At 60.0% G+C, this 24131-nt stretch carries 29 protein-coding genes; 12 read left to right on the top strand and 17 right to left on the bottom strand.

Features of this window, described 5'->3' with window-relative positions:
• Window positions 1-31 precede the first annotated feature (31 nt).
• Together ACR0LX_RS13925 and ACR0LX_RS13920 are read left to right on the top strand one after the other, a co-directional pair.
• Window positions 32-1204, top strand: coding sequence for a MalY/PatB family protein (locus ACR0LX_RS13925; RefSeq protein ID WP_480784230.1), 1173 nt, complete (start codon window positions 32-34; stop codon window positions 1202-1204).
• Window positions 1201-1734, top strand: coding sequence for a L,D-transpeptidase family protein (locus ACR0LX_RS13920; protein WP_480784229.1), 534 nt, complete (start codon window positions 1201-1203; stop codon window positions 1732-1734). The genes ACR0LX_RS13925 and ACR0LX_RS13920 overlap by 4 nt, the downstream gene beginning before the upstream one ends.
• On the opposite strand, the gene ACR0LX_RS13915 is transcribed toward ACR0LX_RS13920, so the two are convergent.
• Window positions 1731-2084, bottom strand: coding sequence for a hypothetical protein (locus ACR0LX_RS13915; protein WP_480784228.1), 354 nt, complete (start codon window positions 2082-2084; stop codon window positions 1731-1733). The genes ACR0LX_RS13920 and ACR0LX_RS13915 overlap by 4 nt on opposite strands.
• A gap of 204 nt (window positions 2085-2288) precedes the next feature.
• Between ACR0LX_RS13915 and ACR0LX_RS13910 the strand changes: the two genes are divergently transcribed.
• Entirely contained in the window at window positions 2289-3278 is a 990-nt protein-coding gene (locus tag ACR0LX_RS13910) for a glutathione S-transferase family protein (protein ID WP_480784227.1), read from the top strand.
• Here ACR0LX_RS13910 and ACR0LX_RS13905 read toward each other — a convergent pair.
• Window positions 3260-3622, bottom strand: coding sequence for a response regulator transcription factor (locus tag ACR0LX_RS13905; protein ID WP_480575452.1), 363 nt, complete (start codon window positions 3620-3622; stop codon window positions 3260-3262). The two genes, ACR0LX_RS13910 and ACR0LX_RS13905, sit on opposite strands and share 19 nt — an antisense overlap.
• 183 nt (window positions 3623-3805) lie before the next feature.
• Here ACR0LX_RS13905 and ACR0LX_RS13900 point away from each other — a divergent pair, with 183 nt between their 5' ends.
• From ACR0LX_RS13900 to ACR0LX_RS13885, 4 genes are all read left to right on the top strand, one after another.
• Window positions 3806-4771 (top strand): threonine-phosphate decarboxylase, encoded by a 966-nt coding sequence (locus tag ACR0LX_RS13900; protein ID WP_480784226.1) that lies wholly within the window; start codon window positions 3806-3808, stop codon window positions 4769-4771.
• On the top strand, window positions 4768-5688 hold the full coding sequence (gene cbiB, locus ACR0LX_RS13895; RefSeq protein ID WP_480784225.1) for an adenosylcobinamide-phosphate synthase CbiB: 921 nt from the start codon (window positions 4768-4770) through the stop codon (window positions 5686-5688). Before ACR0LX_RS13900 ends, cbiB begins: the two co-directional genes overlap by 4 nt.
• An 11-nt stretch (window positions 5689-5699) precedes the next feature.
• The gene (locus ACR0LX_RS13890) at window positions 5700-6863 is read left to right on the top strand and encodes a lytic murein transglycosylase (protein WP_480784224.1); all 1164 of its coding nucleotides are present in this window, start codon (window positions 5700-5702) and stop codon (window positions 6861-6863) included.
• A gap of 129 nt (window positions 6864-6992) precedes the next feature.
• Window positions 6993-7478, top strand: a complete 486-nt coding sequence (locus ACR0LX_RS13885; protein ID WP_480784223.1) for a LysM peptidoglycan-binding domain-containing protein — start codon at window positions 6993-6995, stop codon at window positions 7476-7478.
• A gap of 32 nt (window positions 7479-7510) precedes the next feature.
• On the opposite strand, the gene ACR0LX_RS13880 is transcribed toward ACR0LX_RS13885, so the two are convergent.
• The 5 genes from ACR0LX_RS13880 to ACR0LX_RS13860 all read right to left on the bottom strand — a co-directional run bounded on the left by ACR0LX_RS13880 (window position 7511) and on the right by ACR0LX_RS13860 (window position 14048).
• Complete coding sequence (locus ACR0LX_RS13880; protein WP_480784222.1) at window positions 7511-8308, bottom strand: class II glutamine amidotransferase; 798 nt, start codon at window positions 8306-8308, stop codon at window positions 7511-7513.
• Between the two features lie 128 nt (window positions 8309-8436).
• On the bottom strand, window positions 8437-8787 hold the full coding sequence (locus ACR0LX_RS13875; protein WP_480575471.1) for a hypothetical protein: 351 nt from the start codon (window positions 8785-8787) through the stop codon (window positions 8437-8439).
• 54 nt (window positions 8788-8841) lie between these two features.
• Window positions 8842-12297: a chromosome segregation SMC family protein gene (locus ACR0LX_RS13870; protein WP_480784221.1), complete on the bottom strand. Its 3456-nt coding sequence runs from the start codon at window positions 12295-12297 to the stop codon at window positions 8842-8844.
• Window positions 12298-12424: 127 nt separating this feature from the next.
• On the bottom strand, window positions 12425-12811 hold the full coding sequence (locus tag ACR0LX_RS13865; RefSeq protein ID WP_480784220.1) for a hypothetical protein: 387 nt from the start codon (window positions 12809-12811) through the stop codon (window positions 12425-12427).
• 43 nt (window positions 12812-12854) lie between these two features.
• On the bottom strand, window positions 12855-14048 hold the full coding sequence (locus tag ACR0LX_RS13860) for an aminotransferase-like domain-containing protein (protein ID WP_480784219.1): 1194 nt from the start codon (window positions 14046-14048) through the stop codon (window positions 12855-12857).
• A gap of 159 nt (window positions 14049-14207) precedes the next feature.
• On the opposite strand from ACR0LX_RS13860, the gene ACR0LX_RS13855 reads away from it, so the two are divergent.
• Window positions 14208-14978 (top strand): FadR/GntR family transcriptional regulator, encoded by a 771-nt coding sequence (locus ACR0LX_RS13855; protein WP_480784218.1) that lies wholly within the window; start codon window positions 14208-14210, stop codon window positions 14976-14978.
• A complete protein-coding gene (locus tag ACR0LX_RS13850) occupies window positions 14979-15467 on the top strand; it encodes a metal-dependent hydrolase (protein ID WP_480784217.1) in 489 nt (162 codons plus the stop codon).
• 65 nt (window positions 15468-15532) lie between these two features.
• Here the strand turns inward: ACR0LX_RS13850 and ACR0LX_RS13845 are convergent, their stop codons facing one another.
• The 6 genes from ACR0LX_RS13845 to ACR0LX_RS13820 all read right to left on the bottom strand — a co-directional run bounded on the left by ACR0LX_RS13845 (window position 15533) and on the right by ACR0LX_RS13820 (window position 19199).
• Entirely contained in the window at window positions 15533-16093 is a 561-nt protein-coding gene (locus ACR0LX_RS13845; protein WP_480784216.1) for a F0F1 ATP synthase subunit B, read from the bottom strand.
• A 5-nt stretch (window positions 16094-16098) separates the two neighbouring features.
• Window positions 16099-16650 carry a F0F1 ATP synthase subunit B' gene (locus ACR0LX_RS13840; protein WP_480575491.1) on the bottom strand — a complete coding sequence of 184 codons (552 nt, stop codon included), beginning with the start codon at window positions 16648-16650 and terminating at the stop codon, window positions 16099-16101.
• 86 nt (window positions 16651-16736) lie between these two features.
• Window positions 16737-16961, bottom strand: a complete 225-nt coding sequence (locus ACR0LX_RS13835) for a F0F1 ATP synthase subunit C (protein WP_005981269.1) — start codon at window positions 16959-16961, stop codon at window positions 16737-16739.
• A 48-nt stretch (window positions 16962-17009) separates the two neighbouring features.
• Window positions 17010-17768 (bottom strand): F0F1 ATP synthase subunit A, encoded by a 759-nt coding sequence (locus ACR0LX_RS13830; RefSeq protein ID WP_170673622.1) that lies wholly within the window; start codon window positions 17766-17768, stop codon window positions 17010-17012.
• A 2-nt stretch (window positions 17769-17770) separates the two neighbouring features.
• Window positions 17771-18103, bottom strand: coding sequence for an AtpZ/AtpI family protein (locus ACR0LX_RS13825; RefSeq protein WP_170673619.1), 333 nt, complete (start codon window positions 18101-18103; stop codon window positions 17771-17773).
• A gap of 184 nt (window positions 18104-18287) precedes the next feature.
• Window positions 18288-19199, bottom strand: a complete 912-nt coding sequence (locus ACR0LX_RS13820) for a DMT family transporter (protein WP_480784215.1) — start codon at window positions 19197-19199, stop codon at window positions 18288-18290.
• Window positions 19200-19282: 83 nt separating this feature from the next.
• Between ACR0LX_RS13820 and ACR0LX_RS13815 the strand changes: the two genes are divergently transcribed.
• Complete coding sequence (locus ACR0LX_RS13815; protein ID WP_480575498.1) at window positions 19283-19618, top strand: ArsR/SmtB family transcription factor; 336 nt, start codon at window positions 19283-19285, stop codon at window positions 19616-19618.
• A gap of 2 nt (window positions 19619-19620) precedes the next feature.
• Here ACR0LX_RS13815 and ACR0LX_RS13810 read toward each other — a convergent pair whose 3' ends face one another.
• From ACR0LX_RS13810 to ACR0LX_RS13800, 3 genes are all read right to left on the bottom strand, one after another.
• On the bottom strand, window positions 19621-20034 hold the full coding sequence (locus ACR0LX_RS13810) for a universal stress protein (RefSeq protein ID WP_480784214.1): 414 nt from the start codon (window positions 20032-20034) through the stop codon (window positions 19621-19623).
• Between the two features lie 121 nt (window positions 20035-20155).
• Entirely contained in the window at window positions 20156-21070 is a 915-nt protein-coding gene (locus ACR0LX_RS13805; protein WP_480784213.1) for a DMT family transporter, read from the bottom strand.
• Complete coding sequence (locus ACR0LX_RS13800; RefSeq protein ID WP_480784212.1) at window positions 21067-21945, bottom strand: LysR family transcriptional regulator; 879 nt, start codon at window positions 21943-21945, stop codon at window positions 21067-21069. The genes ACR0LX_RS13805 and ACR0LX_RS13800 overlap by 4 nt, the downstream gene beginning before the upstream one ends.
• Window positions 21946-22066: 121 nt before the next feature.
• On the opposite strand from ACR0LX_RS13800, the gene ACR0LX_RS13795 reads away from it, so the two are divergent.
• Both ACR0LX_RS13795 and ACR0LX_RS13790 read left to right on the top strand, forming a co-directional pair.
• Window positions 22067-22648, top strand: a complete 582-nt coding sequence (locus tag ACR0LX_RS13795) for an FMN-dependent NADH-azoreductase (protein WP_480784211.1) — start codon at window positions 22067-22069, stop codon at window positions 22646-22648.
• A 66-nt stretch (window positions 22649-22714) separates the two neighbouring features.
• Entirely contained in the window at window positions 22715-23458 is a 744-nt protein-coding gene (locus ACR0LX_RS13790; protein ID WP_480784210.1) for an aspartate/glutamate racemase family protein, read from the top strand.
• A 66-nt stretch (window positions 23459-23524) separates the two neighbouring features.
• Here ACR0LX_RS13790 and ACR0LX_RS13785 read toward each other — a convergent pair whose 3' ends face one another.
• Window positions 23525-24055: a prolyl-tRNA synthetase associated domain-containing protein gene (locus ACR0LX_RS13785; RefSeq protein WP_480784209.1), complete on the bottom strand. Its 531-nt coding sequence runs from the start codon at window positions 24053-24055 to the stop codon at window positions 23525-23527.
• Between the last annotated feature and the right edge of the window lie 76 nt (window positions 24056-24131).

Genomic DNA, 24131 nt, shown 5'->3' with positions numbered 1-24131 from the left:
GCTAGCTTTCAGCGGGACAGATGGAGACGACATGACGTTCAACGACCAGATCGACCGCCGAGGCACCCAAAGTTCAAAATGGGACAAGATGGAAAAGCTGTATGGTGTCTCGCCCACGGACGGGCTGGCCATGTGGACGGCAGACTCGGATTACCCGACGGCCCCTTGCGTAATCGACGCGGTGCGGCAGGCGGCAGATCATGGCGTGTTCGGCTATTCCTGGATGCACCCGAACTATCTGAACGCGATCCAGTGGTGGATGAAGACGCGCCACAACTGGGAGATCGACACCGATTGGATTCTGACCTCGCAAGGGTTGGGCAACGCGATTGCCCTGTGTCTGGATGTCTGGAGCGAACCGGGCGACGGCGTGGTGATCTTTACACCTGTCTACCACGAGTTCGCCCACAAGGTGAACAAATCGGGCCGCCGCGTGGTCGAATGCCCGTTGATGCGCGACGGCGACTCGTATGCGCTTGATTTGGAGGATGCGCAATCACGGCTGGACGGATCCGAGAAGATGTTGCTTTGGTGCTCGCCCCAGAACCCCTCGGGCCGGGTCTGGACGACCGAGGAACTGCGCGCGGTCGCGTCCTTCGCCGGCCGTAACGGGCTGATCCTGGTGTCGGATGAGATACACCATGATCTCGTTTATCCGGGCAATACCTTCGTACCGATGGATATCGCTGCCCCTGATGCGCGACCTTGGACCGTTACGCTTACGGCGGCCTCCAAGACGTTCAATATCGCTGGTCAGCGCACCGGGAACATGATCATTCCCGATCCCAAGCTACGCGGAGCCATGCGGCACCGGATACAAACACTGGACTATGACCCCAGCGCACTGGGTGTGGCGATGATCACCGCCGCCTACAGTCCGGAAGGTGCCGATTGGGTCGATGCGCAAATTGCGCATCTGGACGGCAATCGCAAAATGTTCGACGCCACGATCGCAGAAATTCCCGGCCTGTGGTCGATGCCCTTGCAGGCCACCTATCTGGCTTGGGTCGACTTTTCCGGAACCGGAATGAACCACGCCGAATTCGTGCGTCGCCTGCGCGAGGATGCCCGCATTGCAACCTCTCCAGGCCCCGGGTTTGGAGCGGGCGGTGAGATGTTTGAGCGCTTTAACCTGGCCACGCAACGCGACAAGGTCGAAGACGCCTGCGACAGGCTAAAGCGCGCCTTCAGCGACCTGCAATGATCCTGCGGCGGATTGCGCTGATCGGTCTGATCTTGGCGATGAGTCTGGCGGGCTGGTTCGGCTGGCACCGGTTTGGCCCGCGGCCGCCTGCGCCGCCGATGGCAACCGAGGCCGATCGCATTGATCACATCCTGATCGAAAAAGCCGCCCGCCGTCTGACAGCGACCCGCAACGGCGCGGTGGTCATGCAGGCCGACATTGCACTTGGATTCGAGCCAGAGGGTGACAAGATGCGCGAAGGCGATGGCAAAACGCCCGAGGGTCTTTTCACCATCAACCGACGCAATCCGCAAAGTGCGTTTCACCTATCGCTGGGGATCGACTATCCGCAATCCGATGATCTGGCGCGGGCGCAGACTGGCGGCTATGACCCCGGTGGGGATATCTTCATCCACGGTCAGCCAAATGGCGTAGCGGGGGTTACTTTGCCCGGCGATTGGACGCTTGGTTGTATCGCGATTTCGAACGCTGAAATGGTTCGCCTGTGGAGCCTTGCAGACAATGGTACGACGGTCGAAATCAGGCCCTAGTCCTCGTATCCCAGCAATGCGATCGGAGCATCTGGCGGGCGGTAGAAGTCCAGCGGAGCCTTGTCGGCAGCAGCGGTGCTGCGCTTGAAATCGTATTTCATTTCGCTGGCGTCTTCCTCGGCTGCGACGATCAGGCATTGGTACAGATGGTTTGCGCCATCGAAAATATCGACAAGGCCACGCAGTCGCGGTGTTTCCGCAGCCTCAACCGCAAAGCCGTCACGCCACAATCTGAGAATTCTAAAGCTATTGTCGCCCATTTCGACACGCAGACGACTCGCTTTCTTGAGCGTAGCGATTCGCGCTGCATCCAATTCAGCGCGTATTTCCCTTGAAACATAAGTACTCATCAAACAAACCTCCCACCGGTTCCCCTCTATTTTGAACCTATAATCGTAAAATTCCAGTGAACCGCGTCACATGGCCCCAGATTCAAGGCGATCTGCCGGCCAGACAGGCCTGTGCATCGACGCAGGGACCATGCGCGCACTGGCCCGTAGGCAGCAGAACCGTCCCGTCCTATCTTTACCTCAAGCAAAGACGGAGGAACCGAAATGGGGCTGCTGGTAGACGGCAAATGGCACGACACCTGGTATGACACCAAATCCACTGGCGGGGCCTTCAAACGCTCGGCCGCGCAATTTCGCAACTGGCTGACGGCTGACGGCGGCCCCGACCCTTCGGGCAAGGGCGGATTCACGGCGGAAAGCGGACGCTATCACCTTTATGTCAGCCACGCCTGCCCCTGGGCCCATCGCACGTTGATCTTTCGGGAACTCAAGGGGCTGACAGACCACATCTCGGTCTCGGTCGTGCATCCCGACATGCTGGACAAGGGGTGGACCTTCGAAACCGATGACAAGGGTGCCACTGGCGATACCCTCTACGGTCTACAATTTGCGCATCAGGTCTATACCAAGGCCGATCCAACCTATTCGGGCCGCGTGACGGTGCCCATTCTGTGGGACAAGCAGCAGCAGACGATTGTTTCGAACGAAAGTTCGGAAATCATCCGCATGTTCAATTCGGCCTTCGACGGGATCACGGGCAATACAGATGACTACTGGCCCGCGCCGATGCGCGACGAAATCGAAGAGGTCAACGCCCGCATCTATTCCGACGTCAACAATGGGGTCTACAAATCCGGCTTTGCCACCACGCAAGAGGCATATGACAGCGCGGTCGGCCCGCTCTTCGACACGTTGGACTGGCTTGAGGATCGGCTGGCAACAAACCGTTACCTTATGGGTGATCGCGTGACCGAGGCCGATTGGCGGTTGTTCACTACGCTGATACGTTTCGATCCGGTCTATCACCTACATTTCAAGTGCAACCGGCGGCGGCTGATCGACTATCCGAACCTATGGGCCTACACGCGAGAGCTGTATCAATGGCCGTGCGTTGCCCAGACGGTCAACATGGATCACATCGTGCGGCATTACCACTACAGCCACGAAAGCATCAATCCGCACCGGATTATCCCGACAAACCCGGCGCTTGATTACGTCGAGCCGCACCAGCGCGATCAGCGACCCGCCGCGTAATGTTCTACCATCGCCGCCAGGTCTTCTGGCGGCGTACCGCTTTGCACATAGGCACAGGCATTGGGGCTGTGCGCAAAGATCGACCCGTCCGAGAAGAACGTTGTGTTGGTGACAAAGATCACCCGCGCCTCGGGTCGGCGATAGCTGGCAAAATCCGCCACAGCCAAGGCGCTGCCGGTTTCCAGAACCAGATCCAGCACAATGATATCAAAAGCCGTTCCGTACAGCGCAAGAATCGCTGCTTCCTGGCCAGCAACCAAGGTGACCTCGGCGCCTTGCCGTTCCAGATGCCTTTGCCAGACCCGACCAAGGTCGGGGTTACTCTCAACTATCAGAACTTTCATTTGCAACAACCTCGGCACTTGATAGAGTGAGTGGTGCCGACCCCCGTATTCCGTGATCCCCCGATTTCCTTAACAAAGTGTTAACGCCGACTGGCAGGTGCCCTGATCACGCGGATTTGCTTGTGTAACCGGCATAAATCCGCTTGAACCGGGCAAATCACGGCGAATCCGGCAGAGGGGCCAATGGCTGATCCGACAGAAAACCTGAATCCGCGCGCCACCCGCGACCATGGTGGCGGGCTGGATGCGGCCATTCGCAGGTATGGCGGGGCTCGCGCGGACTGGATTGATTTGTCGACCGGCATCAATCCGCATCCTTTTGGCATTACCGGTTTGCAGCCCTCGGATTGGACCGAACTGCCCGACCACGGCGCGTTCGAGCGGTTGACCGATGCGGCCAGATCCTTCTGGTCCGTACCTGCCAGTGCCTCGATCCTGCCCGCGCCCGGGGCCTCGGCGGTTATTGCCCGCATGCCCTCTCTCGCCGCGCCGGGCCGGGTTCAGATCACAACGCCCACCTATAACGAACACGCTGCCGCCTTTTCGGCACAAGGTTGGACGGTCACCGATAGAGGCCCGGTTGAGGCCCGCGTCATCGTAAACCCCAACAACCCCGATGGTCGTATTTGGCAGGCGCGGGACGCCGACGCGCCGTTGACCGTGATCGACGAAAGCTTTTGCGATGTCACACCAGACGCCTCTCTGATTCATCTGGCTGAGCGCCCCGGCGTGATCGTGCTAAAGAGCTTTGGCAAATTCTGGGGTCAGGCCGGTTTGCGGCTGGGCTTTGCCATTGGACAGCCTGATCTGATCGGACGCCTGAATGATCTGACCGGACCCTGGGCCGTGTCCGGTCCCGCCCTTCGGGTCGGGGAACGCGCCTTGCAAGACAACGAATGGGCACAAGCCACACGGTCGAGGCTTGCCAGTGACGCTGACCGGCTGGATCGACTGGTTACGGCCAAAGGGGCGCAACTGGTTGGCGGAACAAGCCTGTTCCGCCTGTACCGTGTCGATGATGCCCTCGCGTGGCGGGATCGTCTGGCCCGTGCCCATATCTGGAGCCGCATCTTCCCCTATTCCACCACATACCTGCGTCTGGGCCTGCCCCCAATGGCCGGATGGGACCGGCTAGAGGTCGCCTTGTGAGCGTACCCTTCCTGCTGATCTGCGCCATGTGCCTGGACGCGGCCCTGGGGGAACCGGACTGGCTGTGGTCTCGCGTCCGCCACCCGGCGGTTATGATCGGAAAGGCGATTGGCTGGCTGGATACGCGCCTAAATCAAGGCCCGAACCGGCGCGCCAAAGGCGTACTGGTGCTGGTCGTGCTTGTTGTTGCCGCAGTTTTGCTGGGTTGGCTCCTGTCGCTGCTTGGGCCCGTTGTTGAAGTCATCGTTTGCGCCATTCTGTTGGCTCAGAAGTCTCTGGTCTCGCATGTCCGTGAGGTTGCAGACGGTTTGCGAGCGTCCCTGTCCGAAGGCCGCGCCAAGGTTGCCATGATCGTCTCACGCGACACACGCGACATGACGCAGGCGCAAGTCGCCCGGTCCGCCATCGAAAGCGCCGCCGAGAATCTCAGCGACGGGGTCATCGCACCCGCCTTCTGGTTTCTGGTTGCGGGCTTGCCGGGATTGCTCGTCTACAAGGCCGTTAACACTGCCGACAGCATGATCGGTTACCGCAACGAGACCTATCGAGAGTTCGGCTGGGCCTCGGCCCGGTTCGACGATCTGCTGAACCTGATCCCTGCCCGGTTGACCTGTCTGATGATCGTGGCGCTGTCGGGCCAATGGGCCCGCTGGTCCGAGATGGTGGCCGATGCCCGGCGCCATATTTCCCCGAACGCGGGGTGGCCCGAGGCCGCAATGTCGCGCGCTCTGTACGTCGCACTGGCAGGTCCGCGCAGCTACGACGGGCAGGTCCGTGAACTGGCCTGGGTCAATGGCGACGCCCCCCGTGAAATCGGCGCACCAGAGGTTTTCCGCGCATGCGACATGCTTTGGCGCGTCTGGGGGCTTGCGCTTGGGCTCGTCTCGGTGTGGGTTGGGCTCAACTTTATTCTTTGACGGACCCGACCATGCGTATTCTTTCCGGCCTCGTGGCTGCCGCCTTGCTTGCCTCACCCGCCTTCTCTGAATGTGGGGGCGGTTTCAATTCCTTCGTCAAAGGTCTGAAAGCCGAGGCCGTGCAGAAGGGGATGGAAGAATCCACCGTCAACGCGTTTTTCAAAGGTGTCCAGCAGGACGGCGCTGTGCTGAAAGCCGACCGCGCGCAGGGCGTGTTTCAAAAACCGTTCATCGAGTTTTCGCGCCGTCTGATCTCGCAAAACCGTATCGACCGTGGCAAGGCCATGTCGCAAAAATACGATGCCGTGTTCGACCGGATCGAGCGGGAATACGGCGTATCGCGCGGAGTTCTTCTGGCTTTCTGGGCTTTCGAAACCGACTATGGCGCAGTACAGGGCGACTTCAACACCCGCAACGCGCTGGTGACGCTGGCTCATGATTGCCGCCGTCCGGACCTGTTCCGACCGCAGGTCTTCGCAGCCATCGAGCTCTACAGTCAAGGCAACTTCGACCCTGCCCGCACGACCGGGGCCTGGGCCGGGGAAATCGGCATGGTGCAAATGCTGCCGCAGGATATTCTGGACAACGGCGTCGATGGCGATGGCGATGGTACGGTGTCGCTGAAGACCTCGGCCCCGGACGCGCTGGTATCCGGGGGCAAGATGCTGTCGCATCTGGGCTGGCAACCGGGTCAGCCCTGGTTGCAAGAGGTTAACGTGCCTGCGCAGATGGACTGGTCCCTGTCTGGCCCGGGCAAACCACGCCCGATCTCGGATTGGCAGGCAATGGGCGTTCAGGCACGCAGCGGATCGCTTGCCGATCTTCCCGCATCGCTGATCCTGCCGCAGGGGCACAAGGGCCCCGCATTTCTGGCCTACCCGAATTTCGACGTCTATTTCGAATGGAACCAGAGCTTTGTCTATGTCCTGACCGCTGCCTATTTCGGCACCCGGCTTGAAGGGGGCCAAATCTACAACGCGGGCAACCCCGCACCAGGCCTGTCCGGCGCCCAGATGAAACAGCTGCAAAGCAAGCTACAAGCGCGCGGGCATGACGTCGGCAAGATCGACGGCATTCTGGGGGCCGGAACGCGGGCAGCGGTTCAGGCAGAGCAAGTGCGGCTGGGCCTGCCCGCCGATGCCTGGCCAACGGCAGAACTGTTGAATCAACTCTAGGCAAACACCGTCTCGCTCCACTGACCGGTGGGTCCGAGCAGCGGTGACCGGCTGAAATCCACCAGCGCGATTTGGTCCGTTGGCCTAAACAGGTTATGAATTCCTCATTCAATCCGAAGGAGTTCATCCATGAATATCGAGATACTTCAGCCCAAACCCTTCGATCTTGTTGGCCAAACAATCATGATTGCCGGTAATGCGGTTGGCTTCGAGGGTCATCTTTCGCTCTCGGTCACCGAAGGCCATGTGGAATTCAGTGGCGCCGCAAGTGCCGGGGCCATCGCGCTGCGCCAGTTTCAGGCGACGCTCGAGATTCCGGCGAACCCGAATTTTCAACTCGACCGTCTGTTTATAACGGTTACGGACGACAGCGCCGGTGGTGAAGGGACAATTCCGACCGTGCATGTTCCGGTCTTTTTCGGACCGCGGATCTTGCCGGGATATGTCGGGTATCGGAACTATACGGTAGCACCTGGCGATACGCTGACTTCCATCTCGGTGTCGCAATACGGAAATCCGGGGCAAGTCTCGGTTATTCAACGCGCAAATGCGCATTTTATTAGCGATCCGAATGTGATCTTCCCGGGGCAGGAGCTGCGTATCCCAATCGTTTGAGCGATTGGGCGTCGCAAAACCAGATAGCTGACCTAGGCAACCTCGGTCCGAGCAACCGGCAGTTCGGGCTCGAAGGCGTGGGTTCTGATGCCTGTTCCCTCGGTCGCGATCGCGGTGTTCGGTTGAATTTCAACCCAGTCCTCGCTATCGCCATCCAGCGGTTCGGACGAGATGATGATACCGTCTTTGCAACGTCGGTAATGCAAGCTGGGTGCGTATCGGTCCGACGCATACCGCGCCGCATATATGCGCGCTCCATCCGACCAACAGGCCGCAAACCGAAGATACGGAAGTGCGCCACGCCGTCTTGAAACCGACTCCACGCGCGCGACCGCCCGGGCCATGGCACCGATCGGCTCGGCATCCAGCCCTTCGCCGTGAGCAATCAGAAATATCGCCTCGCTCTCGGTTGCGCCAAACCGCTGCCCGTACAAACCTGCTGGGATCATCCCGTCCAGTTCTTGTCGGATCAGGTCATGTCCGCCGGCTTGTCCGTTGTGCATGAAACTCCACTTGCCGGCCCCAAAAGGGTGACAATTGTTGCGCGAGGTGGCGGTCCCGGTTGAAGCCCGAACATGGGCAAGGAAAAGCCGCGATCTGGTGTGATGCGCCAGTTGCTTCAGGTTTGCATCCGACCAGGCCGGGTGCGTGTCTTTGTAAAAACAAGGTGTCTCGCGATCAGAATACCAAGCCAGCCCAAAGCCGTCAGCATTGATCGGTGTCTTTCCGATCAGCGCGTTACGGCTTTGGATGACCAAAGATTGCTCTTGTTCCAGCACCAATTCGTCAAGATACCGCTGACTGCCTACCCAGGCCAAAAACCGACACATCTGCCCGCCCAATATTGCTCTACGGATGTGTGTATATCAGCGATCGGTGGGTAATTTTGCCCTGATCTTCCCTGCGTTTCGAGCATTATTCGATCAAATGACCCGAATTTCAGTTCTTTCTCGCTCACCTACTCCGGTCGCACCGGATACCGATGACCCTTTTGGTCGATCAGAATCAACCGCTCGCCACTGCGCACATAGAGATCACAGCGGCTGAACCCGTTGCGATAGGCGATGCAGACACTGCCATCCTCGGCAATGGAATAGGTGCCAAAGGCGGATTCCCCGCTGGCGTAGGTATAGGAATAGGCTCCTCCGGCCGAGTATTTGGATTGGCCGTCATCGTAGAAGGTCAATGTGCGACCAGCCAGCTCGGCTAGCTCTTCCGGGCTAAGCGGGACGTCGCCGGGTTTGGTGGGCCAGTCGGCAGCCCACGCCGGACTGACGGACAACAGCGCGATGATCAGATACCGGGTCATGCCGCTACCTTAGCGCGACGGGCCGTCACAGTGTCATAACGTTGCAGTGAAGGGTCAGGCGACCATCTGCTCGGCCTTTTTCAAGTCGACCGAAACCAGTTGGCTGACACCTTGTTCCTGCATGGTCACACCGAACAGCCGATCCATCCGCGCCATCGTCACCGCATGGTGGGTGATGATCAGGAACCGCGTGTCGGTCTGGCGGCACATCTCGTCCAGAAGGTCACAGAACCGGGTGACATTGGCGTCGTCCAGCGGTGCATCGACCTCGTCCAGCACACAGATCGGCGCGGGATTGGCGAGGAAAACGCCAAAGATCAGCGCGGTTGCCGTCAGGGTCTGCTCGCCGCCCGACAACAGGCTGAGGGTCGAGAGTTTCTTGCCCGGCGGCTGGCACATGATCTCGAGGCCAGCATCCAACGGATCGTCGCTTTCGACCATCACCAGATTGGCCTCACCGCCACCAAACAGGTGCTTGAACAGCATCGCGAAGTTCGAGTTCACTTGTTCGAACGCGGTCAGCAGACGCTCGCGCCCTTCTCGGTTGAGGCTCGCAATACCGCTGCGCAGCGCCTTGATCGCCTCTTCCAGGTCACCCTTTTCACCGTTCAGAGTGTCGAATTCTTCCTGAACTTCCTTGCTGTCTTCCTCGGCCCGCAGGTTTACCGCACCCATCGCGTCGCGCTGGCGCTTGTGGCGGTTCACTTCGGCCTCAAGCGCATCAGCAGCGGGCATCTGATCGGGGTTCGTGTCCAATTGGTTCAGCAGCTGGTTCGGGGTCAGTTGCTGATCCTCAGCGATACGCTCTGCCGCAGCGACGACGCTTTCCTTGGCCGCGTCACAGCGCGCCTCAGCCGCCGCGCGGCTTTCGCGCGCTTCCGAGGCCAGGCGTTCAGCCTCGCGCTCGGCCAGAACGACCTCACGCTGCTGGGTTTCGGCTTCGGCCAGCTTGTCGGCGGCTTCGGCGCGGCGGGCTTCGGCTGTTTCGATCAGTTCGTTCAGTTCCTCGCGGGCCTCGGCGATCTCGCCGGGGGCGGCCATTGCCTCGCCCAGCTCCTCTTCCGAGCTTTCCTTGCGCTCGGCCAGTTCCGCAATCCGCTTTTCCGCCGTTTCAAGACGGTGTTTCCAGCCGCTGAGGTCCTTCGTCACTTCCTGCGAGCGGCGGGTGCGCGCCTCGCCCTCACGGCGCAATTCATCATGCGTCGATCGATGGGTCAGCATCGTGATCCGCGCCGCCTCGACCGTCTGTTTGATGTCTTCGACCTGCGCGCGTGCACTGTCTAGGTCGCCCAGCCCGGTCAGCGCGCTTTCGGCTTCGCGCAGTTGCGCACGAGCAGACATCGCGTCTTCCTTGTGGCGATCGACTGCAAGGGACAGCGTCTCCAGCTTGCCTTCGGCCAAGTTGCGATCTGCTTCAGCCCGGCTGAGCATCCGCGCGGTTTCTGCCATCCGCTGATCGGCAGCGCGCCGGGCTTCACGTGCGCGGCGGTCGGCTTCGGTGACATCGGCCAATTGCTGCGACAGCGCCTCATGCGCAGCGCGCGCGCCATCGGCCTGCGCCTCGATCCGGGTCAGTTCCTGCTTGAGCGCTTCCAGCTTGTTGAGCTGCTCCAGACGCAGCGCCGCAGCGCTTGGCGCATCTTCGGCCCAAGCCCGGAACCCGTCCCAGCGCCACAGGTCGCCTGATCGCGACACCAACCGCTGCCCGGGCTTCAAGGCAGCCTGCAACCGTGCGCCCTGATCCGCGTCGATCAACCCGATTTGCGCAATCCGACGGCTAAGGCGATCCGGTCCCGAGACATGCAGCGCCAACGGCTCGGCCCCGTCGGGCAGCGGCTGGTCGCTGTCGTAGCCTGCGACCTGAACCCATCCCGACGGCCCGTCGCCCTCGACCAGCGGCGCGCGCAGATCGTCAGCAAGGGCCGCCCCCAGAGCCTTTTCATAGCCCGGAGCCACCCGCAGCAAATCCAGCACCTGGCCGCCTTCGGCGGTATCGCGTTCAACCAGTTTGGCGAGTGCTGCGGTTTCGGCCCGGATGGCCCCCAGCTCACCTTCAGCCTCAGAGCGTTGTGCCCGTGCTTCGGCCTCGCGCGCCTGCGTTTCATTGCGCAGTTCGTCTGCGGCAGCAAGCGCTTCTTCGGCAGCTTCGGCGGCTTCGCGGGCTTCTTCCTCGCCCTCTTGCGCGGTCTCGAACGCCTCGCTGGCGCGCGTCAGGGCCGACTTGGCATCATCCACCGCAGCGCGCGCTTTTTCCTCTTCGTTTTCCGAGCGCGCCAGAGTCTTGCGACTGTCCTCGACCAGTCGCTGCGCCGATTGATGGCGGGCGACAAGCCGCGCCATGTCCTCGGTTTCCTGCGACAGATGATCTTCGCGATCCTGCAAGACCGACGCGGCCTCGCGCGCAACCTCGGCGGCCTCGGTCAGTTTTTCGTCGTGACCCTCTGCAGCCTTGGCCAGCTCACGGGCTTCCCATTCCAACCGCTCGATCATCTCGCCCGCATCGCGATTCAAACCGGATTCGCGTTCGATATCGTTGCCCAGCTGCTGAATGCGGTTGGTCAGTGTTTCGATGGTTTGCCGCGCGCGGGTTTCCTGATCGGAAAGCTGGTCGCGCTGCACCTGCTGGCGTTGCAGAACGGCGGCGGCGATAGCCTCTTCCTCGCGCAGGGGCGGCAGGGTTTCCTCAATCTCGGCACGCTTTGCGGCGGCGGCACGCGCTTCTGCCTCGGCGCGCGAGGCTTCGGCCAGCCGTTCGCGCAGCTTTTCCTCGGCCTGTTGGCGGGCCATGTCGGCCTCTTTCCAGCGCCGGTAGAGCAACATCCCCTCGGCCTGCCGCAGTTGCTCGCCAATCTCTCGATAGCGCGCGGCCTGGCGGGCCTGCCGGGCCAGTTGCGCCAGTTGGCCACCCAGCTGCTCCAGCACGTCATCAACACGGGTCAGGTTGGCCTCGGTACCTTTGAGTTTCAGCTCCGCCTCATGACGGCGCTGATACAAGCCCGATATGCCAGCGGCCTCTTCCAGAATGCGGCGACGGGCGCGGGGTTTGGCATTGATCAGCTCGGCAATACGGTTCTGCCCCACCAGCGCCGGCGAATGCGCCCCGGTCGAGGCATCCGCGAACAGCATCTGAACATCGCGGGCGCGGACGTCCTTGCCGTTGGTCTTATAGGCACTGCCCACGTCACGCGTAATGCGGCGCACAATCTCAAGCTGATCGCTATCGTTGAACCCTGAAGGCGCCAGACGTTCCGAGTTATCCATGGTCAGGACCACTTCGGCAAAGTTGCGCGCAGGCCGGGTGGCGGCACCCGCAAAGATCACATCCTCCATCGCGCCGCCGCGCATGGATTTGGGCCGGTTTTCACCCATCACCCAACGCAACGCTTCCAGCAGGTTGGACTTGCCGCAACCGTTTGGCCCCACCACACCGGTCAACCCGTCCGCGATGATCAGATCGGTCGGGTCAACAAAGCTTTTGAAGCCGGTCAGTTTGAGTTTGCTAAAGCGCAATGGCGGTGGGTCCCGTGATTCCTATACCCTCAAGTCTGCGCAACCGAGGGGCGGGGTGTCAACGTGATTGCGCAGGATATGGGAGATCGCGCCGAGTTATCCACAATATCTTGCAAAAACTCGCCGCTCAATACGGTGAACATTCAAACACCGCGTAGTCGGATCCGCCGTAGTTTATGCATTCGTAATTCGGACGAGAGATAACGGCCAGCAACAGACGCTCTCCCATCTCCTGATCGCAGCCCAATACCCCAACAGTCACCGCAGCATCGCCCAAAACGTCGATGATCGGGCAGCCCGAAACCTGCGCCATCGCCAGGGCCGCGCGGTCACGGATCGGTCCCAGACGCGGGGTGTATTGTGTGTTGATCCGCACAGCCTCGGCCAATTCGCCGCGCACGCGGACATCGAATACGCTGCCGTTGACCGCCACCCGCGTCGCGGGCAGGCCCTGAAAATGGGGCGTTCCCGCCGAACAGGCGGCGAGCAACAGAAGGCAAGCCAAGCGCATCATGCCGCAGCTTTGCCGCAGAATGGTTAACAGAACCTTTCGGCTGTCAGTTGCGAAGAACTGCACCCAGTCGGCGCACGCCTTCCTCAATGGTTACTTCATCCGAGTTGGAGAAGCTGAGCCGGATGGTGTTTGCCCCGGTATCGTCAGGGAAAAAGGCATGCCCGGGCACAAAGGCCAGCTTGACCGTCTCAAGCGCACGCGCCAGCAGATCGGCCCCGTTGGTGCCTTTAGGCAAGGTCACCCAGACGAACATGCCACCTTCGGGCTTGGTCCAATGAACACCTTCGGGCATATGCCGATCCAGTGCCGCAAGCATCGCGTCGCGTCGGGCACCGTAAGCAGTGCGCAACCTTGGAATATGCGTTTCGAAACAGGTTTGCGCCACCTGATGCACTGCCATTTGGTTGATCGTCGCCGAATGCAGATCCGCCGCCTGCTTGACCAGCACCAGTTGCGAGATCACAGGTTTACGCGCAACGACCCAACCGACCCTCAGACCGGGTGAAAGTGTCTTTGAGAAACTGCCGCAATAGATCGTCCGGCAACCTTCAATGGACCCCTTGCGGGCCTGCTCCAGCGCAAGGATTGGCGGGATCGGCTCTCCATCATAGCGCAGGGCTTGATAGGCCCCATCCTCGATCACGGCGCAGTCCAGATCTTCGGCTAGATCAAGCAGAGCCTCCCTGCCGCGCCGATCCACGGTCTCGCCCGTTGGGTTGGCGAAATCGGCGGAGAGATAGGCGAATTTGATCGGACTGCCTGCGGCGGCGGCCCGGTACTCCGCAGCTCCGCGGTTGCCGTTGACGGTCAGCTGGTCAAAGCGCGGCTCATAGGCGTCGAATGCGTTGAGCGCGCCCAGATAGGTGGGCCAACCGACCATCGCCGTATCGCCCGGGGACAGAAACAGTTTGCCCAGATAGTCCAGCGCCTGCTGCGAGCCGGACGTGATCAGGATGTTGTCGATGTCGCACTCGACCCCAATGCTGTGCATATGGTCGACCAGCCACGCGCGCAGTGGCTCAAAACCTTCGCTGGTGGAATATTGCAGCGCTTGCGACTTCTGTTCCGAGCCAAGCGCATTCTGAAACGCCTCGGCAAATGCCTGCGCGGGAAACAGCGCCGGATCGGGAATGCCGCCCGCAAAGGAAATGATCCCGGGCTTGCCCAACAGCTTCAGCAACTCACGAATTTCCGAGGCTTTCATCCGCGATGCCCGCGTGGCGTATAGCTGATCCATTGGCTGCTCCTCTACTTGCCCGGATTTGCAGGCAGGCTAAGGGCGCGCCGATTAAAGTCAACAATGCTGACCTAATGTTTCAGCGAATGTGATTGCGGTTTCTTGAACGGGGGGTGGATACGTGGTCATATTAACTGACCAATTTCATGACGAGCTGCGATGCCTTTCCACAAAGTCCAGACCCAGAAACTGTCCAGCGCCGTGGTCAGCCAGATTGAACTGCTGATCTTGCGGGGCATCCTGCGCCCTGGCGAACGTCTGCCCCCCGAGCGGGAACTGGCCGAGCGGCTGGGCGTGTCCCGCCCATCCCTGCGCGAGGCAATCTCGGACCTTCAGGATCAAGGGTTGCTAACCGCCAAAGCCGGATCGGGCATCTATGTGGCCGAGGTTTTGGGTTCGGCCTTTTCACCTGCGCTGATCCGGTTGTTCGGCAGGCATGACGAGGCGGTGTCCGACTATCTTTCCTTTCGGCGCGACCTGGAAGGGTTGGCCGCAGAACGCGCCGCGCGACTTGGATCGGACAGTGATCTGAAGGTGGTGCAGGCCATCTTCGACAAGATGGAGGCCGCACACAAGCGCAACGCCACCGAGGACGAAGCCCATCTGGACGCGCAGTTTCACATGGCGATCATCGAGGCCAGCCATAACGTCGTCATGCTGCACATGATGCGATCCATGTTTGATCTGCTCAGACAGGGCGTCTTCTACAACCGGCAGATCATGTTCCAGCAGCGCACCACGCGCGACGCCATTCTCGATCAGCACCGAGCCATTAACACCGCCCTACAGGCGCGCGACCGCAAAGCGGCCCGGCAAGCGATCGATAAGCACCTCAGCTTTGTCGAGCGCTGCATGGCCGATCATCAGAAGGCCCGGCGCAACGAAGAGATCGCGCAGCAGCGGTTAAAGCATGAAACGGGGCAACTCTGAATGTTCATCGGCCATCTGCCCGGCGCTTACCTGATCTTTCGCGCGGCAACCCCCAACCTCGGCAAACTCGCCTTCACGGCAGCATTGATCGGTTCCGTGGCACCGGATGTTGATATTTTGTGGTTCTACCTGATCGACAATCGGGGACACCACCATCATTCCTACCTGACACATCGTCCGATCATCTGGGCCGGCTTTCTGGTGGTCGGATTGTTACTCCGGCATTGGGCTCCCAAATGGGGAACCGCGATACAGTTCTTCGGGATCGGCGGACTGGTTCATCTGGTTCTGGATTCGATCACCGGGCAAGTCGCCTGGCTATGGCCGATCTCGGATACCACCTATCCGCTGGTCACGGTGCAACCCACGCATTCACACTGGATTTTGTCTTTCCTCAATCACTGGACCTTCAAGGTCGAGATCGCGATTGCGGTGGTCGCCTTGATTATTTTGTTCACTGGATGGCGCCGATCTAGCAAAGGCACCTGAGCCTGCGAAACAAAAAAACCCGAGGGCCTACGACCCCCGGGTTCTTAGATCATCTGATCCGGCAATCAGTGCAGCTTTTCGCCCACATCGGAAATTGCCGCGTCAATCAGCTTGTTGGCGTGTGCCGCCGTCATCTGTTTGGCCAGCACAGCGTTTGCCGCCGAAACCGCAACGGTCACAGCCTGATCGCGCACTTCTTTCACCGCCGAAGCTTCAGCCGACGCGATCTGATCCTGTGCAGCCGCCAGACGGCGTGCGATGGACTTTTCCAGATCGACTTTGGCCTGCTCAGCCGCAAGCGCGGCATCGTCTTTGGCTGCAGCGACGATGGCATCAGCCTGTGTCTGCACTTCGCGCTGCTTACGTTCGTACGAGGCCAGCAGGCTGCGCGCTTCTTCGTGCAACGCGCGGGCTTCGTCGAGTTCCGACCTGATGCCTTCGGCACGGTTGTCCAAGGCGCCACCGATCATGCCGGGGACCTTGAAGTAGAACAGGACCGCGATGAAGACGATGAAGCCAAGTGTGACAACAAAGTCGGTGTTGCCAAGCGAGAAGAACGGACCGCTTGCGGCCAACGCAGGGCTGGCTGCGCCGACGGTCAGGATAAGGGCAAGAGTGTTCCGCATGTCACTTATCCTTTCATCTGCGCGTCGACGGCACTGTCGATGGCTTTGGCATCCGCCTCGCCTCCCAGTGCGGTGACCAGTTCAGCCGCCGTATCCTTGGCAACCACTTGAATGCTTTCCAGCGCACCGGCACGGATTTCGGCAATTGCCTTTTCCGATTCAGCCGCTTTTGCAGCGATTTCCGCGTCCGCCTTGGCAATTGCGTCATCCAGACCGGACTGGATTTCCGCGCGGGCTTCCGCTGCGATACGCTGTGCCTCAGACCGGGCATCGGCCAGCGCCTTGTTATAGGCCTCTTCGGCCTCGACCGCCTTGGCCTTCAGATCTTCGGCCGCAGCCAGGTCATTTGTAATGGTCCCTTGACGTTCAGCCAGGATTGCCGCGATGCGCGGCAAGGCCACGCGGGACAGGACCAGAAAGATGACGACCAGCGTGATGACCAGCCAGAAAATCTGGTTGGGGAACCAATCGAAGCAGAGCTGCGGCATCCCGATGGCCGACCCATAAGAGTCAACGCAGGTGCCAGCTACCTCTTCTGTAAGGGGTTCAGTCGCCATGATATCCTCCGTCGGAAACTTGTCTTTACAACAGGTGGGCCACTATGGCTTGGACCCACCTGCGCGTAAGGATCAGGTTCCGCAGATTAGACGGCGAACATCAGCAGCAGCGAGACCAGGAATGCAAAGATGCCCAGCGCTTCTGCGAATGCGATACCGATGAAGAGGGTTGCGGTCTGCGAAGCAGCCGCCGAAGGGTTGCGCAGGGCGCCGGCCAGGAAGTTGCCTGCAACGTTGCCCACCCCGATTGCGGCTGCGCCGGAACCGATTGCTGCCAGGCCTGCGCCGATGTGTGCGAGATCGCCTTCCATGATGTTTCTCCTTACGAATTGGAAGTTTCGATGTTGGGTGTTCGGACCTTAGTGCGACGGATGCAGCGCATCTTTCAGATAAACACAGGTCAGAATGGTGAATACGTAGGCCTGGATGAAGGACACGAGGACCTCAAGGCCGTACATTGCGGTAATCGCCAGAACCGACACGGGCGAGATCGCGGCAATCGCGGCAAAGCCTGCGAACACCTTGATCACCGCGTGGCCTGCCATGACGTTACCGGCAAGACGAATGGAGTGGCTGACCGGGCGTACGAAATACGAGATCAGCTCAATAATCGCCAGAACCGGGCGCAGCGCCATCGGTGCGCTGGAGACCCAGAAGAGGCCCAGAAAGCCTGCGCCGTTCTTGACGAAGCCCAGAACGGTCACGGTCAGGAACACGGCCAATGCCAGCGGGATGGTCACGGCGAAATGCGATGTGGTGGTGAAGGACATGGGCAGCATGCCCAGGAAGTTGGCGCAGACGATGAACATGAACAGGGTCATGACATAGGGGAAGTATTTGACGCCTTCCTTGCCGCAGATGTCTTCCAGCATCTTGTAGATGAAGCCATAGGCCAGTTCGGCCACCGACTGCATCCGGGTCGGAACAATCGCGCGCTTTGAGGTGCTGAGAACCAGCAGGGCAAAGATCGCCGCAATCGCCAGAAACAGCCACAGGGTCACGTTGGTGGGCGTGTACCATGCAATCGCACCGTCGCCGAACAACGGCTTGACGATGAACTGGTCCATCGGGTGGAATACCAGGCTGCTGCCTTCTGCTGCGGTGGTCTCGGTCGCCACGTTCAGTCCCTCTCGTCCTTCTCGGCCGCGCTTGCAGCCGCTTGTTTCTCTTGAACCTCTTTCGCGCTGCGGAGCATAACCTTCACGCCCGCGACAAGGCCCAGCAATGTGAACAGCACCAGAAAGATCGGGATCGTCCCGAGCAGGCTGTCCAGCCCGTATCCGATGCCAAATCCGATCCCCAGACCGGATACCATTTCGATGACCATCCTCCAGGCAAGCTCGCCGCCCGAGACGTCAGCGTCCGCACGGGGCTTTGGCGCTTTGGCCTTTTTCGCCGCTTCGATCTTGGCCTCAAGCTGCGCCATACGCTGCTTTTGGTCGTCATCGGTCACGGGCGCTTCCCTCGCACAGTCTTGGGTAGGGTGCTAAGGGGCAAGGGGCGCAGAGTCAACGGGGTTGAGGTCGCACTTATGGTGCGGTTAAGACTATGATTTTTATAATAAAAAATTCAGACGGTCGGAGTTGCGGCGATGTGCGGGGATGGCAGATCAAGCGAATTGGGTTGAATCCGTATATTCAACCTTTTGGTTGATCTTTGTTCCCCCTGTCCTCTTGCCAGCGTCTGACGATGCGCCCATCGATCAACAGCAGGCCCAAGAAAATAGCCGCCATGCCCAGCAGATGCTCGGGCAGCAGAACCTCGTCCAGAACCCAAGCACCCAGTACCAACGCCGACACCGGGGCGATCAGGGTCGGGGTCGACATATTGGTCGGCCCCGCCTTGGGCAGCAGCCAGTAAAAGACGATGAACGCCGCCGAAGTCAGAACAAATCCAATCATCAGAAGTGAGGCCCAGGTCTCGGCCCGGGTGATATGCGGCAGCCCGTCCTGCCACAACGCCAGTGGCGCAATCGCCAGCGTTGCGCCTGTCATGGCCAGCGCCACCAGAACCACCGGCTGCATATCCCGGAATGCACGGGCGAAGTTGAGAGAGAACGCATAGCAGACCGGTGCGAGCAGGGTGAGCAGAACGGCCCAGAACTCGGACGTCGCCCCCGATTGCAAAAGCGGCAGGGATAACACGACGATACCCGCAAATCCGCAGATCACGCCGAGTGATTTGAGCAGCGTGGCCCGCTCGCCCCCGGGCCAGAAATGCGAGACGATGACGGCAAAGGCAGGTGTTGTGGCGTTCACAATCCCGGCGACACCCGCGCCGATATGCTGCTGGCCCAGCGCGTAAAACGCAAATGGCCCCGCGTAGCTGAGCGCGCCAAAGCCCAACAGCCCCGCGGCCCGGCCCAGGGTCAGATGGACAGGCAGACGTCGACCCAGCACGTAGATCCAGCACCCAAGCGCCCCAAAGCCAACGCGCCCCATTGAAACAGACAGCGGCCCAAGCTCGCGCAGCAAAATGGCGTTGAACATGAAGGACATGCCCCAACCGATGCCGAGGATGCAAATCACCATCCAGTATTTCAGCGGCATCGTCACGCCCCTTGCCAGTTTCGGCGCAGCATGGCGTGGGTGCGGAAATTGTCAAACCGGTTCCTGCGTATTAGGAAAGAGCCATGTCCAACGACCTCGACACCGTGTTCGCTGCCCTCGCCGACCCCACCCGCCGCGCCATCCTTGCGATGCTGCTGGAGGATGACATGGCCGTCACAGATGTGGCCGAACCGTTCGAGATGTCTCTGGCAGCGATCTCGAAACATCTGGTTATACTGACAAGGGCCGGGCTGATCTCTCAGGAAAAGCGTGGGCGGGTAAAGTGGTGCAAGCTGGAACCCGACGCCCTGCGGGCGGCATCTGTGTGGATGCAGGGGTTTGGACAGTTCGAGCCGGTCAATCTGGACGCGTTCGAGCGGTTCTTGGAAACCGAGTTGCCGTCACCGGACGAAGCCTGAGCCTATCTGACAACAAAGACCGAGACTTTGGCGTGTTTGGCCAGGTAGCCCGCATGGCTCGAGAAAATGTGGTCCGTTATGCGCGGCGCATGTGTTCCGACCACGATCAGATCCGCACCGATCTCCTCGGCGGCGCGTGTCAGATCGCCATCCACCTCTGCGGCTACATCGACCGAATGGATGTTTCGGACGGCGACCTCCGCGCCGCTGCTTGCAGCAATTTCATCGCCAACCTCGTGCAATTTCGCCGCGACGGCAGAATCTGAATGTGTGATATCACCGCCTTGCGTTCCGGTGACGCTGACAATTGTGATTTTCGCCTTTTGCCACGCGGCCATCTTTGCCGCGACATCCATCGCTTTCCGGATTTCTGGCGGCAGATGGATGTCGACCGGGATCATTATGTGATTGAACATGGCTCTCTCCTCCTGACAGCAAGGCTAATACATTCAGGAATTGGAAACTTTGATCTACCTCATGATCCAGGCACCCAGCAAGAGGGTGTCGACAGCGACTTTGCGCCGCCGATTTCGAAAGTCATTCGGTCAGTGAAGCGGGCTCGGTCGGCGCTGGCTCTTCAGATTTCAACAGCAGTATCAACGCAACCGCTGTCAGAACGACGCCAACCAGCACCATCGCAGGCGGGGCCGGACGCCCCAGCGCAATTTCCCACAGGATAACCCAGCTGGGGATCAGGTAAGTATATGCCATCACTTTTGCCGAGGGCAGACGCAGGGCCGCGAACTGCACCAGCACAAAGCTGGCTGCCGTGGCGAAAACCGCCAGATACAGCAGACTGATCCAGACGATTGGGGCCAGGTTTGACCAATCGGTATTGCGAATGTCGGACCAGCCAACGATCGTGAGGATCACGCACCCGGCCACAAGTGTTCCAAACGCAAACACGACAGCCGACTCACCACGATTCAGCTTGCGGACCATTGGCGTATAAATCGCATGCATAAGGCAGCCCCAGAAGTATATGATCTCGCCCTGTCCGACCTCAAAGGCACGAAAGGCAAGCCAATCCGCGCGAAAGATCACCCACAAAGCTCCGGCGGCGCCGACTGTCAGCGCCAAAGCCATGCGCGGCGTCGTGACCTGGCGCAGCAACAGCCAGCCGGCAATCGCAGACATGACCGGGGTCAACGTGAACACAGCAGACGTGCTGACCGGGTCGGCAGTCTTCAACCCGTAGAACATCAGCACGAAATACGCCGAGAACAGCGCGCCCAGAACCAAATAACGCCAGGGGGCTTGCGCCGCGCTGCGCGGCAAGCCGGTGGAGACCACCGCCGCAACACCGATGATTACAGCGGCGATGAAGAACCGCCCTGCGGTGATGGCCATAGGCGCGATCTGATTGGCCACGATGGACCCCAACGAGAAACTGCCGGCCACCAACACCGAAAAAATTATCATGGCCAGATGGCCACGGGCGTGCGGCGTCACGGGTTCCAGCCTTTGGATTGTTCCTTGAGAAATGACAGGAAAGCCTGAACCTTGGTCGTGCGATGCAGATCCACATGCGTCACAAGCCAAAGCTTGCCGAACCACTCGGGCAAGGGATCGATGATCTCGACCAGATCAGGATCGCGTGTGGCCTCCTGCCGCGTCAAAAATCCGATCCCGGCCCCGGCCAGAACGGCCTCGCGCATGCAGAAGTTGTTGGTGCAGCGGAATGCGATGGCCGTGTCGGGCACATTCGCTCGCAACCAGCGGGAAAACGGGGCCCGGCTGTTTTCGTCATCGGTGCCGACGAACAGATGATCGGCAAACTCGTCGATGCTTTTGGGCTTGCCGCGCCGCTTGATGTAACTGGTGCTGGCATAGAGCCCGATCTCTTGCTGTATGAAGGGCTGAACAACATTGTCAGGCTGATCCGGTGCTGCACCTGCCCGAAGGGCCACATGCGCCTCGCCATATTCGAGCCTGAAAAGACGATCCCCGGTCAGGTATCGCACTATCAATCCCGGATGCATGGTTTGGAATTCCGACAAGACGGGCACAACCAACGGCGCCAGAGAAGCCAGTGATGTCACGACCAACTCGCCCGCGACATCGTCGCCGCGCCCTTTCATGCGGCCCACGAGCTGATTGAACTGATCCTCGGTCGCCTGCGCCACCCGCAAAAGATCCTCACCCGCATCGGTAGCGGTATAGCCACGGGCGTGGCGTTGAAACAGCTTCACGCCCAACCTTGCCTCGATCGCGTCGATGTGGCGAATAACCGTGGCGTGGTGCACGCCCAGAACCTCTGCCGCGCCGCTGACGGTTCCCATTCGGGCCACCTGATAGGCGGTACGCACTTCATCCCAATTGTCCATTGCATCTCTTTCACTGTGCAAATTCTAACAATGCCTGTTGGTATATCCGAGTTTTGTTCACATTCGCAATATTCATATTGGAAGCAGGAACAGACTCACACGGAACAAAGGAAACCTTCTCATGACCAAAACCATCCTGCATATCGACGCCTCGGCCCGTCGAACCGGCTCTGCCACACGCGAGTTGTCAGATCGTATCGTCAAACACCTTGGCGCATCACGCATCATCCGTCGCGATCTGGCTTCGCCCCTTCCGCTGCTGACCGAAGACTGGATCAACGCCAATTTCACCCCTGCAGATCAGCGGGACGAAGTTCAACGCGATCGGCTGTCCTTGTCGGACGAGCTGGTTCAGGAACTGCAGCATGCCGATACGATTGTCATTGGCCTACCAATCTACAACTTCTCGGTCCCTGCCGCGTTCAAGGCGTGGATCGACCTTGTCGCCCGTGTCGGAATGACATTTGCTTACTCAGAAGCTGGCCCCAAAGGCTTGTTGGAGGGCAAACGCGCCGTTCTTGCCATCGCCTCGGGCGGTACCGCCGTTGGATCGGAAATCGACTTTGCAACCAACTACGCCAAACACGTTCTGGGATTCATCGGCATTACCGATGTCGACGTTGTTGCCGCCGACAAGATGGCGCTGGACGCCGAAGGCGCGTTGAGCAAAGCACAAAAAGCGGTGTCCCAGCTTGCCGCCTGATTGACCTGCACCCCCTGAAACGTTCAGTCTGTCCCGAAACTGGTTTGGACAGGCTGGACGTTTTCAATGAAGAAAATTGGAATTCTGGGCGGTGTGGGTTGGGCCTCGACCGTCGACTATTATCGGGCAATCGCCGAAGGTGCGGGGCGCCATTTCGCCGAACGCGGTCACGGCTCGCCGCTGCCCATCCCCCCGATGACAATCGAATCCGTTACCCAGGCCAGAACCCGCGCCCTGCGCGGCGTGGCTGGTGACGAGGCCAGCTGGGCCGATTTCGACGCTGTGTTCCGCGACGCGCTATTAACCTTAGAAAACGCAGGATGCGATTTCGGAATCATTGCGTCCAATACGCCACACGTGCGCCTGCATGCGATCCGCCAGGGCGTTTCCTTGCCGATCCTCAGCATCTTTGACGCAACCGCAGAGGCAACGGCCAGCACCCGTGCCACAGCGGCTCTGGTCCTTGGTACAAGCGTAACGATGCAAGCCACCAATTATGCCGACCGGCTTGCGGACGAGGGTATCCGCGCAAATGAACGCCTTCCCGAAAGCGAGATCGCCGAGATGCAGGCGATGATCGACAGCGATTTCTATGGCGGCGCGTCCGAGAAAGCGCGCGACCGGCTTTTGTCTTTCTGCAACAAACACGCCGCGCCCGGCACCGCGATTCTCTTGGCCTGTACCGAACTTCCGCTGGCTTTCCCTGACCATCTGGACGACCCGGTATTCGAGTCCCAAGGCCATCTGTTCATCAACCCTTCCGCCGCTCATGTGGCTGCCGCGCTGAAACAAGCACTCGCAGAGCCATAAAGCGCCCGCCCCTTCTTCTGTTCAAAAATACCTCCGTCGGAGACACGCGCCGCAAGGCGCGTTCCTTTATGCCAACCAGCTGACCTCGCACCCGATCCGGTCTATAAACGCCATCAAATCAGAACGCGCCAAGGCCACGGTCCGATCATTGACCAGCGGGTGCATGTAGATCATATCCGCCTGCTGGGCCGCCGTGTCCATGAAGAACCGCACATCGTTCTGCACCCCGTTGATCATTGCCAACGGGCTGACCGCGCCAGGGCGAATGCCGAGGTTCTGCATCAGCCGGTCTGCCGAGCCGAAGGAAAAGTTCCCGATCCCCAGCTCTGTGCCCAGCGCCTTGAGGTCGATCTCACGGCTTTGTTCCAGCGTCACCAGATAATTCCGCTTTTTCTTGTCCCGCAGATACAGGTTTTTGAGCCGCAGCGCGTTTTCGCCTGGGACCATGAACTGATCCTCCACCGCCTTGGACTCCTCGACGGTGCGCAATGGCACATGGGTGTGCAGGCGATAAGCCAACCCCCATTCGTCCAGTTGCGCCAACAGCGCATCCGAGCTGAGCGGTAACGTATCCTGAAAGGCGGATGATGCGTCCATGAGAACCTCCTGTGTGACGCGCTCATCGCGCAACGGGCGCGCAAATTCAAGCCACGACAGGCGCGGTATTCGGTGC

The sequence above is a fragment of the Ruegeria sp. CH11 genome (genome assembly GCF_056537105.1).
Note: the sequence above shows the minus strand (reverse complement) of the source record. Positions and strands in the feature narration are given on the sequence as shown.